The organism is Acidovorax sp. GW460-11-11-14-LB4, from assembly GCF_059423685.1.
Genome location: NZ_JBWKYJ010000001.1, coordinates 326084 through 338239, shown reverse-complemented (window position 1 = coordinate 338239; position 12156 = coordinate 326084). Strand labels below are relative to the sequence as shown.

The window sequence follows — 12156 nt, the reverse complement described above, 5'->3', positions numbered from 1 at the left end:
CGGGTACACCACAGCCGGGTACTCCGGCGCCGCCCGCCCCGACACCGACTACGCCACCGCCACCCACGCGGCCTACGGCACCGCCGGTGACAACGGCACCGCCGCCTGCCACGACGGCGCCACCGCCGCCGACGGTGCGGCCGCCTATCGTGTTCATCCCGGTCCTGCCGATCATCCTGCGCCCGCCACCTCCGCCGCCACCGCCTGTCATCAGGTAGCAGAAAGAGGCCTCAACACTCCACCGACACGTCCGTGCGTCGGTGGGGGGGTTAACTTTCAGAGCTTGTAAAACGCCCGGATCAGGTCCCAGGCCTCCTGAGGGTCATCGGTGTAGTGAAACAGGTTGAGGTCCTGCGCAGAGATGGTGCCTTCTTCCACCAGCACGTCGAAGTTGATGAGGCGCTTCCAGTAGTCGGTGCCGAACAACACGATGGGTACAGGCTTGGCCTTTTTGGTCTGAACCAGGGTCAGCACTTCAAACAGCTCGTCCAGCGTGCCAAAGCCGCCAGGAAAGGCCACCAGCGCCTTGGCACGCATCATGAAATGCATCTTGCGCAGCGCGAAGTAGTGGAACTTGAAGGACAGCGAGGGCGAGATAAAGCGGTTGCCGCTTTGCTCGTGGGGCAGGGCGATGTTCAGGCCCACGTTCAGTGCACCCGCATCATGGGCGCCCCGGTTGGCGGCCTCCATGATGCCCGGGCCGCCGCCGGTGCAGATGTAGATGCGGTCGGCAGGGCGCTGGCGTTCGCTGTAGTCGGCCACCAGCTTGGCGAACTGGCGGGCCAGGTCGTAATAGCCTGCGTTGCGCACGGCCAGGCGTGCGCGGCGCACGCGTTCGGCGTCGCCACTGGCTTCGGCCTCGCCTAGCTGTGCTGCGGCTTCGTAGGGTGCGACGAAGCGCGCGCTGCCATACACCACCACGGTGCTTTCAATGCCTTGTTCGGCCTGGCCCAGGTCGGGCTTGAGCATTTCGAGCTGAAAGCGGATGCCCCGGGTTTCGCGGCGAAACATGAATTCGGGGTCCGCAAAGGCCATGCGGTTGGCATCGGCCTGCAGGGGGTTGCCGTTGTGGGCGTGGTTGTGCAGCTCGGCCCAGGCATCGGCCAGGCGGCGTTCGTTGAGTTGGGTGTTGGATTCCATGGCGGAAGGGCAGGGCATGATGCCCTCTGTTGCAGTGACAAGGTGGGGTTGGCGACGCGGCTGAGAGCGCCTTTTGCCAGATTATCAGCTACGGCCTGCCAGTAAAAAGGCAGCGGTCTGAATGCCGCACACCGTCAGCGCAAGTGAGCCGAACAGATGGATGCCCGTGGTACCCGCCGCCAGCAGATAGCGCTGCTGCAGGAGCATGCCCACGACTTCTGCAGAGAAGCTGGAGAAGGTGGTGAGCCCTCCTAGAAACCCGGTCACCAGCGCCAGACGCCACGCCGGGTCCAGGTCGGGAAGTGCCTGGAAAATGGCAACACAGATACCCACCAGGTATCCACCGATCAGATTGGCAGCCAGTGTGCCCCAGGGCAGCACAGCCCCTTCGGTGTTCAGCCAGATGCCCAGGCGCCATCGCGCCAGCGCACCAATGCTGGCTCCGATGGCGATGGCGATGGCGGCAAACATGATGGACCGATCGTACCTCGGGCTGTGGGGCTACTTCTCCGCGCCCATGACCAGATCCGGCAGGATGGTCACGATCTGCGGGAACAGCGTGATCAGCGCGATGCAGACCACCAGGCACAAAAAGAACGGGATGGCTGCGCGCGCAATGGTGTTGCTGTCCTTGCCCGTCATGTTCTGCAGCACGAAGAGGTTGAAGCCCACGGGCGGCGTGACTTCGGCAATCTCCACCAGCAGCACGATGAATATGCCAAACCAGATCAGATCGAACCCGGCCTGCTGGATCATGGGCAGCACCACAGCGCTGGTCAGCACGATCATGCTGATGCCGTCCAGGGCCGTGCCCAGCACCAGGTAGACCACCACCAGCACGCTGATGAGTGCGAACGGTGACAGGTGCATGGAGTTCACCCACTCGGCCAGCTCGCGCGGGATGCCGGTGAACGCCATGGTCTTGGTGAGGAACGCAGCGCCGGCCAGGATGAACATGATCATGCAGCTGGTGCGGGTGGTGCCCATCAGCCCTTCCTTGAAGTTCTGCCAGGTGAGCGAGCGGCTCCACAGCGCCAGACCCAGCGAGCCCACCACACCATAGGCCGCGCATTCGGTGGCTGTGGCGTAGCCCGTGACGAGCACTGCCACGATGAAGACGATGAGCACCCCCACGGGAATCAGGTTGCCGGACTTGCGGATCTTCTCGCGCAGCGTGCTGGGCGGGTCGGCCGCAGGCACCTTGTCGGGGTTGCGCAGGCTCCACCAGCCGATGTAGCCCGAGAACAGCAGCATCAACAGGATGCCCGGCAGGAAGCCCGCGAGGAAGATGCGGATGATGGACGCATCGGCGGCCACGGCGTACACCACCATGGTGATGGACGGAGGGATCAGGATGCCCAGCGTGCCGGCCGTGGCCAGCGAGCCGAGCGCCAGCTTCTCGTCGTAGCCGCGCTTCATCAACTCGGGCAGGGCCACCTTGCTGATGGTGGCGCACGTTGCCGCTGACGAGCCCGACACCGATCCGAAGATGCCGCAGCCCAGGATGGTGGTGTGCATCAGCCTCCCCGGCACCCGGTTGAGCCAGGGGCGCAGCCCCTCGAACATCTCCTCGCTGAGCTTGGTGCGAAACAGGATCTCGCCCATCCAGATGAACAGCGGCAGCGCCGCCAGCTCCCAGCTGGCATTGCTCTCCCAGAAGGCCGAAAAGAGGTTCTTGGCGGGCTGCGTGGAGGTGAAGAAGGCCTGCCCCACCCACCCGCAGATGGCCAGGGTCATGGCGATCCACACACCGCCGGACAGCAGTACCAGCATCAGCAGCAGCAGGACGCCGCCAACCATCAAAATGTCCATGTCATGCTTTCTTGTGGCTGCGGGCGCTCACGTGCGACAGGCAGCCTGTTGTTATGGGTGTGACGGATCGTTTAGATGTCAGAGGAGAAGTCGCCCTTCGCGTGGCGCTCCTCCACAGCGCGCACGAAGGTGGGTACGCCGCCGCGCAGCACGATGATGAATTCATCGACCACGGCGACCCAGAGCAGCACAGAGCCCAGCGCAAAGCTCAGTTGCGGAATCCACAAGGGCATGGGCAGCAGCCCCTGCGAGATATCGTTGAACTCCCAGCTTTCGTAGGTGTAGCTGCAGGCCGCCCACATGAGGTATCCCACCGCGACAGACCCTATCGCCAGCGATGCGACTTCCAGCTGACGGCAGCGGCGCGGCGACAGCTTTTCCAGCAACAGCGTGACACGCACGAAATCGCCGTGCTTGAAGGCGTGCGCCATGGCGAGGAAGGCAGCCGCAGCGCAGAACCAGGCCACGATGTCGTTGATGGCGCCTGTGCGCAGGCCTATCTCGCGCATGATGCTTTGCGCGATCATGAGCACGCAGATCAACGCAATGAACGCGGCGCCAATGGCGCCAGCGGCCAGGTAGATCCAGTCGAGACAGCGGCGCAGCATCACTTCTTGGCCGGTGCGGCGGCCGGTGCGCTCTTGCGGTAGGCCGCGATGATGGCTTCGCCATCGGGGCCGGCCTTCTTGATCCAGTCATTGAGCATGATTTCACCCACCTGGCGCATGTCGGCCATGAGCTTGGGGGCAGGGGTAACGATCTTCATGCCCTTTTCCACCAGCGCCTTCTTGTACCACTCGGTCTTCTCTTCACTGAGCTTCCAGCCGCGCGATTCAGCGTCGGCCGAGACCTTGAGCAGTGCGTCCTGGCTGGGCTTGTCCAGCGCGTCGAAGGCTTTCTTGTTCACGATGACGGCGTTCTTGGGCAGCCAGGCCTGGGTGTCGTGAAAGAGCTTGATGCTTTCGTAGATCTTGCTGTCATAGCCGGTGGAGCCCGAGGTCATGGTGGCCTCAACCACGCCGGTGGCCAGCGCTTGTGACAGCTCGGCCGCCTGGATCGTCACCGGCTGCGCACCGATCAGCTCCGCGATCTTGGCGGTGGCGGGGCTGTAGGCGCGCCACTTGATGCCGCGAAGGTCGGCGACTGAGCCCAGCTCTTTCTTGGAATAGATGCCCTGCGGGGGCCAAGCCACGGCGTACAGCAGCTTCATGCCCTGGCTGCCCAGCAGCTTGTCGAGGTAGGGCTTTTGGGCCTCGTACAGGCGCTTGGAGTCGGCATACGAGGTGGCGACGAAGGGGATGCCGTCCACACCGTAGAGCGGGTTTTCGTTTTCAAAATTGCCCAGCAGAACTTCGCCGGCGGGAGCTTGACCGCCTTGCACAGCGCGCTTGATTTCGTTGGCCTTGAACAGCGATGCGTTGGCATGGACCGTGATCTTGAGCTTGCCCGCAGTGGCCGCATCCACATCCTTGGCGAACTGCATCAGGTTTTCCGTGTGGAAGTTGGTGGCCGGGTAGGCAGCGGCCAGGTCCCACTTGGTCTGTGCAAAAGCCGAGGCGGCAGTCAGGCCTGCAGCCAGCGCCAGACTGAGTGCGGTCACGGGAAAGATTCGACGCTTCATGAAGTTGCTCCGCAGGGTTGTATGTAACAAATCACTGTATCGGAAGCCGATCCGATTGCGATAGGTGTTTTGCCTAAACGCTGACAAATTGCCAACAAATTACCATCGACTTGCCTACAATGCCCCATGCATATCCCGTGCCAATGACAGAACCCGCAGGCCTGAACCCGCCATGAAATCTGACGCCAAGCCCAAGGCCAAAGCCGACTCCGGTCCCATCGTGTCTTCGGCGCATCTGGTGTCGGCGCAGAGTGCAGAGATGAGCGAGTTCGAGTTCGGCCTCATCGTGGCGGGCAACGCATTCCATCGCTGGGTGGTGCACTGCATGGCGGCGGCCGGTCTCAAAGACCTGACGCCGCTCGACGTGGTGGTGCTGCACCACGTCACGCACCGTGCGCGCGACAAGCGACTGGCCGACATCTGCTTCATCATGAACGTGGAAGACACGCACCTGGTGAATTACTCGCTCAAAAAGCTGCAGACCCTGGGCGTAGTCGCCTCGCAAAAGAACGGCAAGGAAGTCACCTACGCCGCCACCGACACCGGCCGCGCCTATGTGCAGCGCTACCGCGAGATCCGCGAGAGCTGCCTCATCGATGCCTTGAATGCCGATGACGCGCTCAACCGCGACATCGGCGAATTGGCCCGTTTGCTGCGTGTGCTCTCGGGCATGTATGACCAGGCAGCGCGCTCCGCAGCGTCGCTGTGACAACCTGCCCCTGGTTTCTGGTTTTTTTGAATGAAATGCAGCTGTAGCGCAGGTATTCAATGCGCTGGCAGCTATTGATTAGATAGCATCATCATGTCCCAACAAGTTTCTCCTTTGTCCCGCTGGCAGTTCTGGATCGACCGGGGCGGCACCTTCACCGACGTGGTGGGAAAGCGCCCGGACGGCACCTTGGTCACGCACAAGCTGCTGTCCGAGAACCCCGAGCAGTACAAGGACGCGGCGGTGGCCGGCATTCGCCACCTGCTGGGCTTGCAGCCGGGCGAGCCGGTGACGCCCGCGCTGGTGGAGTGCGTGAAGATGGGCACTACCGTGGCCACCAACGCGCTCCTGGAGCGCAAGGGCGAGCCCACGCTGCTCATCACCACCAAGGGCTTCAAGGACGCGCTGCGCATTGCGTACCAGAACCGCCCCCGTTTGTTTGACCGCCACATCGTGCTGCCCGAGCTGCTGTACGAGCGCGTGATCGAGGCGCAGGAGCGCATGGGGGCACAGGGCGAAGTGATCGAGCCGCTGGACGAAACCCACCTGAAGGAACGCCTGTGGGCGGCCTACGACGCGGGCCTGCGCAGCGCGGCCATCGTGTTCATGCACGGCTACCGCTACACCACGCACGAAGAAGCCGCCGCCCGCATCGCGCGCGAAATCGGCTTTACGCAGGTGAGCGCATCGCATGCCACCAGCCCCATGATGAAGCTGGTGAGCCGGGGCGACACCACGGTGGTGGATGCGTACCTGTCGCCCATCCTGCGCCGCTATGTGGACCAGGTGGCGAGCGAAATGCCAGGCGTGAAGCTGTTCTTCATGCAGTCGTCGGGCGGCCTCACGGACGCGCAGGTATTCCAGGGCAAGGATGCGATCCTCTCTGGCCCCGCCGGTGGCATCGTCGGCATGGCGCGCACCGCGGGCCTTGCGGGCCACGACAAGGTCATCGGTTTTGACATGGGTGGTACCAGCACCGACGTGAGCCACTACGCAGGCGAGTTCGAGCGCGAGTTCGAAACCCAGGTGGCCGGTGTGCGCATGCGCGCGCCCATGATGAGCATCCACACCGTGGCGGCCGGTGGTGGCTCCATCCTGGGTTTTGACGGCGCCCGTTTCCGCGTGGGCCCCGAAAGCGCGGGCGCCAACCCTGGCCCCGCCAGCTACCGCCGGGGCGGCCCGCTGGCCGTGACTGATGCGAACGTGATGGTGGGCAAGATCCAGCCAGCGCACTTCCCCAAGGTGTTTGGCCACGCAGCCAACGAGGCACTGGATGGCGATGCGGTGGCACAGAAGTTTGGTGATCTCGCCGCCCAAACCGGTCGCAAGGCCGAAGACGTAGCCCATGGCTTCATTCAGATCGCTGTGCAGCAGATGGCCAATGCGATCAAGAAGATCAGCGTGGCGCGCGGCTACGACGTGACGCGTTACACGCTGCAGTGTTTTGGCGGCGCGGGCGGCCAGCATGCGTGTTTGGTGGCCGACGCTTTAGGCATGACGCGCGTGTTTGTGCATCCGCTGGCGGGCGTGCTCAGTGCTTACGGCATGGGCCTGGCGGACCAGAACGTGATCCGTGAACAGGCGGTGGAAACCAAGCTCGTGCCGGACGCGTTGCCCGGCATCGAGGCCACGCTGGAGCAACTGGCCACCACCGCGCGCACCGAGCTGGAGCGCCAGCAGGTGGGCGCGGGCACTGCCGTGGTGCACCGCCGCGTGCATGTGCGCTATGAGGGCAGCGACTCGGCACTCATCGTGCCGTTTGGCTCGCTAGCCGAAATAACCGCCGCGTTCGATAACGCTTACCGCCAGCGTTTTGCGTTCCTCATGCAGGGCAAGGGCCTGGTGGTGGAGGCCGTGTCCGTCGAGGCCGTGGTGCCCGGCGACGCGCCCGTGGAGCCACGCCACACGCTACAGCCCGCGCGCGAGGTGCCGCGCCGCAGCACCGTGCGCATGTACACCGGGGGGGTGGATGGGGTTCCTGCCTGGCACGACGCGGCATTGGTGGTGCGCGAGGATCTGCGTCCCGGCGACGTGATTCCCGGCCCGGCCATCATTGCCGAGAAGAACGCCACCACCATCGTGGAGCCCGGGTGGGAAGCCGCGCTGACGGACCTGGACCACCTGCTACTCAACCGCCGCGTGGCCCGCGCCGTGCAACATGCCGTGGGCACCACGGTGGACCCGGTGCTGCTGGAGGTGTTCAACAACCTGTTCATGAACATTGCCGAGCAGATGGGGCTGCAGCTGCAGAATACGGCGTACTCGGTGAACATCAAGGAGCGCCTGGACTTCAGCTGCGCGCTATTTGACACCGCAGGCAACCTGATTGCCAATGCGCCCCACATGCCCGTTCACCTGGGCAGCATGGGCGAGAGCATCAAGACCGTGATCCGCGAGAACGCGGGCCGCATGCAGCCCGGCGATGTGTTCGTGCTCAACGACCCGTACCACGGTGGCACGCACCTGCCGGACATCACGGTCATCACGCCGGTCTACATCGCCAACGAGGCCGAGCCCACGTTCTATGTGGGCAGCCGGGGCCACCATGCCGATGTGGGCGGCACCACGCCCGGCTCCATGCCGCCGTTCTCCACACGCATCGAGGAAGAGGGCGTGCAGATCAACAACGTGAAGCTGGTCGAGCGCGGCGTGCTGCGTGAGGCGGAGATGATCGCGCTGCTGGAAAGCGGCGAGTACCCTTCGCGCAACCCGCAACAGAACATGGCCGACCTGCGCGCGCAGATCGCCGCCAACGAGAAAGGCCAGCAGGAGCTGCGCCGCATGGTGGCCGAGTTTGGCCTGGACGTGGTGCAGGCCTATATGCGCCATGTGCAGGACAACGCCGAAGAGTCCGTGCGCCGTGTCATCACACGGCTCAAGGATGGTGCGTTCACGCTGCCTCTGGACAACGGCGCGCAGATTAGCGTGGCCGTGAAGGTGGATGCAGCGAGCCGCAGCGCCACCATCGACTTCACCGGCACAAGCCCGCAGCAGACGAACAACTTCAACGCGCCTACGGCGGTGTGCATGGCGGCGGTGCTGTATGTGTTCCGCACGCTGGTGGATGACGACATTCCGCTGAACGCGGGGTGCCTCAAGCCGCTCAACGTCATCATCCCGCCGGGCAGCATGCTCAACCCCAACCCCCCAGCCTCGGTGGTGGCGGGCAATGTGGAAACGTCCACCTGCATCACCAATGCGCTGTACGGCGCACTGGGCCTGATGGCGGCGGGGCAGTGCACCATGAACAACTTTACCTTTGGCAGCACGCGCTACCAGTACTACGAGACCATCTCGGGTGGAAGCGGCGCGGGCGGTGTGTGGGATGCCAACGGGCAGCTCACCGGCGGCTTTGCCGGCACCAGCGTCGTGCAGTGCCACATGACCAACTCGCGCCTGACGGACCCCGAGGTGCTGGAGTTCCGCTTTCCGGTGCGGCTGGAGGGTTACGAGATTCGCAAGGGCTCGGGCGGCGCCGGGCGGTGGAAAGGCGGCGACGGCGGCGTGCGCCGTGTGCGCTTCCTGGAGCCGATGACGGCCAGCATCCTGTCGAACGGCCGCCACCATGGCGCGTTTGGCATGGCGGGCGGCCAGCCGGGGGCCGTGGGTATCAACAAGGTGGTGCGCAGCGATGGCCGGGTGGAGCTGCTGGACCACATCGGCCAGGCAGAGATGCTGCCGGGCGATGTGTTCGAGATTCACACCCCCGGCGGCGGCGGGTTTGGTGTGTCGGGGGCGAAGTAAGAGCCAGAAATGCCACAAGCGCATGTTTTATATGCGCCTACAGCTATCAAATCAGGAGTGGTTGATCAGGCGTCTTTGACTTCCGTGTTCACACCCACCTTGGGCTGGCTCAGGCTGGGTGGCACATCACGCCCGGCCTGCCGGGCGCGGAACAGCGCCGCGCGCATGAGAAAGATCGACATCACCGGCACCGTGATCGCCACGAACACGGCGATCAGCAGCGCATGCAGCGCCAGGCTGCGGTCGGCCACCGAGAAGTACAGCACGGTGCCGTGCATGATCAGCCAACAGCCCAGCGTGGCAATGATGGAGGGCGCGTGCACCCGTTCAAAAAAAGTGGGCAGCCGCAGCAGCCCGATGGAGCCCAGCAGGGCCAGCGCGGCACCGGCCAGCACCAGCACGGCAACGATGATTTCCAGCCACAGCGGAAGAACAGCGGTGGCGGTGGTGGCGGCTTCGGTCATTCGATCACCTCGCCGCGCAGCAAAAACTTGGCCATGGCCATGGAGCCGACAAAGCTGAACAGCGCCAGCAGCAGTGCGGCCTCAAAGTAGTTCTTGCTGCCGTAGAGCAGGCCCAGCACCAGCATCACCAGCATGCCGCTCAAGTACATGCAGTCCAGCGCCAACACGCGGTCTTGCGCGGAAGGGCCCTTGAGCAGTCGGATCAACGCGCAGCCCATGGCGAGCGCAAGCATGAGCAGGGCGGCCGGCAGGGCCCAGTCCAGCACGGGGGTCATTCAAAAATCTCCATCAGGGGCGTCTCGTAGCGCTGCTTCACGTCCGCGATCACCGTGGCGGGGTCGTCCAACTCCAGCACGTGCAGCAGCAGCATGCTGCGGTCCAGAGAAATCTCGGCCCACGCGGTACCGGGTGTGATGCATACGATCATCGCCAGCACGGCCAATGCGTTGGGGTCCCGCATGTCCAGCGGGATGTGCACAAAGCCCGCAGGGTGGCGCCTGCGGCCGGGCGCCAGCAGCAGGCGGGCCACGGCCAGGTTGGACCGGGTGGTGTCTGCCACCACCGCGAGTGCCAGGCGCAGGACGGTGCCCGGCTTGCGGATGCGCACCGGCAGCGGGCGCAGCCCGGCGGTGAGCAGCGGGATGGCCAGTGCCAGCACCGTGCCCAGCACGAAGTGGCCCGCGCTCAGGCTGCGGTTGAGCAGCAGCCACAGGCCCAGGAGCGCCAGCGAGAGCAGCGGGGCTGGCACCAGGCGCCGCAATGGACCGGGGCGTGGCGGCATGGCGGGGGCGTTGGACGCCGCAGGTTGAGCAGGTTGGGTCATGGCTTGTCCCCCGGTGGCGTGGTTTCAGGCATCGCCGCAGGCGAAGCCGCGACGGGCGCAGCGGTCATCACCGCACGCACGTAAGTACCGGGCGCATGCAGGGCATCGGCCGTGGCCTGGGTGTAGCGCATCACCGCCCCAGCCTGCCACACCAACGCCACACAGGCCAGCAGCAGCAGCGCAATGGGCAGCCCCTCCAGCACCAAAAGCTGCGGTGACGCGCGGCCCTGGGCCGACCAGAAATGGCGAATGCCCGCGCGTGTGAGTGCCAGCAGCGCCAGCAGCCCCGAGCCCACCAGCAACGCCACCAGCATCCAGCCCGCAGCGCCCAGGCGGATGCCCTGGGCCGCGCCCAGCCCCAGAGGGTTGAGCAGTGCGTGGATCATGGCGAACTTGCCCACAAAACCGGGCAAGGGCGGCAGGCCCGCAATGACCAGCGTGCAGGCCATGAACGCCAGGCCCAGAAAGGCCGCTGCGGCGGGGATGACCTGGCCGATCAGCGCCTGTTCCTTGTCGTCCAGGTTCATGCCCTCGGTGGGCACCAGGTCGGCCGACAGAAAGGGTGCGTCGTCGGTCTGCTCATACGGAGCCAGGTTGGCACCGTTGTTGCGCCAGCGGTCGATCAGGTCGGTGAGCAGGAACAGCGCACTCACGGCCAGGGTAGAGCTGAGCAGGTAGTACAGCAGCCCGCCCGTGAGCAGGTTTTGCCCGAAGCCCACGGCGGCCAGCAGCGTGCCCGACGACAGCACGGCGCTGAACCCGGCCAGGTGCCCCAGCCGCTGCGAGCCCAGCATGCCAATGGCACCAAAGGCCATGGTCAGCATGCCACCGCCAATGAGCCATTGGCTGCCAAACAGCGCGGATTCACCGGCCTCGGCGCCAAACATCAGCGTCCATAGCCGCAGCACGCTGTACACGCCCACCTTGGTCATGAGCGCGAAAAGCGCACCCACGGGCGCCGTGGCCGCACTGTAGGCAGGCACCAGCCAGAAGTTGAGCGGCCACACGGCGGCCTTGATGAGGAACGCGACCGCCAGAATCGCAGCGGCCGCATGCAGCAGCCCCCGGTCTGCCACGGCCACACCCGCAATGCTCTGGGCCAGGTCGGCCATGTTGAGCGTGCCGGTGATGCCGTACAGCATCGACACCCCGATGAGGAACAGCGAAGAGGCGGCGAGGTTGATGGCGATGTAGTGCAGCCCCGCCGACACGCGCGGGCGGCCCGAGCCGTGCAGCAGCAGCCCGTAGGACGCCGCCAGCATGATCTCGAAGAACACAAACAGGTTGAACAGGTCGGCCGTGAGGAACGCGCCTGCCAGCCCCATGAGCTGGAACTGGAACAGCGGGTGAAAGTGCACACCCGCTCGGTGCCAGCGCGCGGCCGAGAACAGCACCGTGGCGAGAGCCACTGTGCTGGTCAGCACCAGCATCATGGCCGAGAGGCGGTCGATGACCAGCACGATGCCGAACGGCGCCGGCCAGTTGCCCGGCAGGTACACGCCCAGGCTGGTCTGCACGCTGGGCTCCTTGGCCTGCACCAGCAGCAACACAGCCACCAACAGGCCGACCAGGGTCGATGTGATGTTGAGCGTGACCTTGGTGCGCTGGCGTTCCTCGCGCAGCAGCAGCATGAGCCCGGCCGTGAGCAGGGGCAGCGCAATGGGCGCGAGGATCAGGTGTGGCATCAGCCGCTCAAGCAGCATGTGCATGAGTGTCATGTGATTGGTCCAAGACGCTGCGCATGAAACTGGCACGCCCCAGGCCAGGGCAGCCGAGAAAGGGCCGTCCCGCATCGAGGGCTGCGTCCCCCTGCCCGCAGTGCGCAGCGCTGCGAGAGCGGGGG

Annotated in this window: 11 protein-coding genes; 2 read left to right on the top strand and 9 right to left on the bottom strand. The window is 65.0% G+C overall.

Annotated elements, in window-relative coordinates:
* Positions 1-276 precede the first annotated feature (276 nt).
* The 5 genes from AC07X4_RS01515 to AC07X4_RS01495 all read right to left on the bottom strand — a co-directional run bounded on the left by AC07X4_RS01515 (position 277) and on the right by AC07X4_RS01495 (position 4573).
* Positions 277-1140 carry an LOG family protein gene (locus AC07X4_RS01515; protein ID WP_494739016.1) on the bottom strand — a complete coding sequence of 288 codons (864 nt, stop codon included), beginning with the start codon at positions 1138-1140 and terminating at the stop codon, positions 277-279.
* Positions 1141-1224: 84 nt separating this feature from the next.
* A complete protein-coding gene (crcB, locus tag AC07X4_RS01510) occupies positions 1225-1611 on the bottom strand; it encodes a fluoride efflux transporter CrcB (RefSeq protein WP_494739015.1) in 387 nt (128 codons plus the stop codon).
* Positions 1612-1641: 30 nt separating this feature from the next.
* Positions 1642-2952, bottom strand: coding sequence for a TRAP transporter large permease (locus AC07X4_RS01505; protein ID WP_494739014.1), 1311 nt, complete (start codon positions 2950-2952; stop codon positions 1642-1644).
* Between the two features lie 71 nt (positions 2953-3023).
* On the bottom strand, positions 3024-3560 hold the full coding sequence (locus tag AC07X4_RS01500) for a TRAP transporter small permease (protein WP_494739013.1): 537 nt from the start codon (positions 3558-3560) through the stop codon (positions 3024-3026).
* A complete protein-coding gene (locus tag AC07X4_RS01495) occupies positions 3560-4573 on the bottom strand; it encodes a TRAP transporter substrate-binding protein (RefSeq protein ID WP_494739012.1) in 1014 nt (337 codons plus the stop codon). Before AC07X4_RS01495 ends, AC07X4_RS01500 begins: the two co-directional genes overlap by 1 nt.
* A gap of 172 nt (positions 4574-4745) precedes the next feature.
* Between AC07X4_RS01495 and AC07X4_RS01490 the strand changes: the two genes are divergently transcribed.
* Together AC07X4_RS01490 and AC07X4_RS01485 are read left to right on the top strand one after the other, a co-directional pair.
* Positions 4746-5282 carry a winged helix DNA-binding protein gene (locus tag AC07X4_RS01490; protein WP_494739011.1) on the top strand — a complete coding sequence of 179 codons (537 nt, stop codon included), beginning with the start codon at positions 4746-4748 and terminating at the stop codon, positions 5280-5282.
* Positions 5283-5375: 93 nt separating this feature from the next.
* A complete protein-coding gene (locus AC07X4_RS01485) occupies positions 5376-9026 on the top strand; it encodes a hydantoinase B/oxoprolinase family protein (RefSeq protein WP_494739010.1) in 3651 nt (1216 codons plus the stop codon).
* Positions 9027-9091: 65 nt separating this feature from the next.
* On the opposite strand, the gene mnhG is transcribed toward AC07X4_RS01485, so the two are convergent.
* From mnhG to AC07X4_RS01465, 4 genes are read right to left on the bottom strand one after another with little or no spacing between them, the layout of a single operon-like run.
* Positions 9092-9490: a monovalent cation/H(+) antiporter subunit G gene (gene mnhG, locus AC07X4_RS01480; RefSeq protein ID WP_099730475.1), complete on the bottom strand. Its 399-nt coding sequence runs from the start codon at positions 9488-9490 to the stop codon at positions 9092-9094.
* Entirely contained in the window at positions 9487-9765 is a 279-nt protein-coding gene (locus tag AC07X4_RS01475; protein ID WP_056063664.1) for a K+/H+ antiporter subunit F, read from the bottom strand. The genes mnhG and AC07X4_RS01475 overlap by 4 nt, the downstream gene beginning before the upstream one ends.
* Entirely contained in the window at positions 9762-10271 is a 510-nt protein-coding gene (locus AC07X4_RS01470; RefSeq protein ID WP_288850639.1) for a Na+/H+ antiporter subunit E, read from the bottom strand. Before AC07X4_RS01470 ends, AC07X4_RS01475 begins: the two co-directional genes overlap by 4 nt.
* Positions 10272-10309: 38 nt before the next feature.
* Positions 10310-12031 carry a monovalent cation/H+ antiporter subunit D gene (locus AC07X4_RS01465; RefSeq protein ID WP_494739009.1) on the bottom strand — a complete coding sequence of 574 codons (1722 nt, stop codon included), beginning with the start codon at positions 12029-12031 and terminating at the stop codon, positions 10310-10312.
* Between the last annotated feature and the right edge of the window lie 125 nt (positions 12032-12156).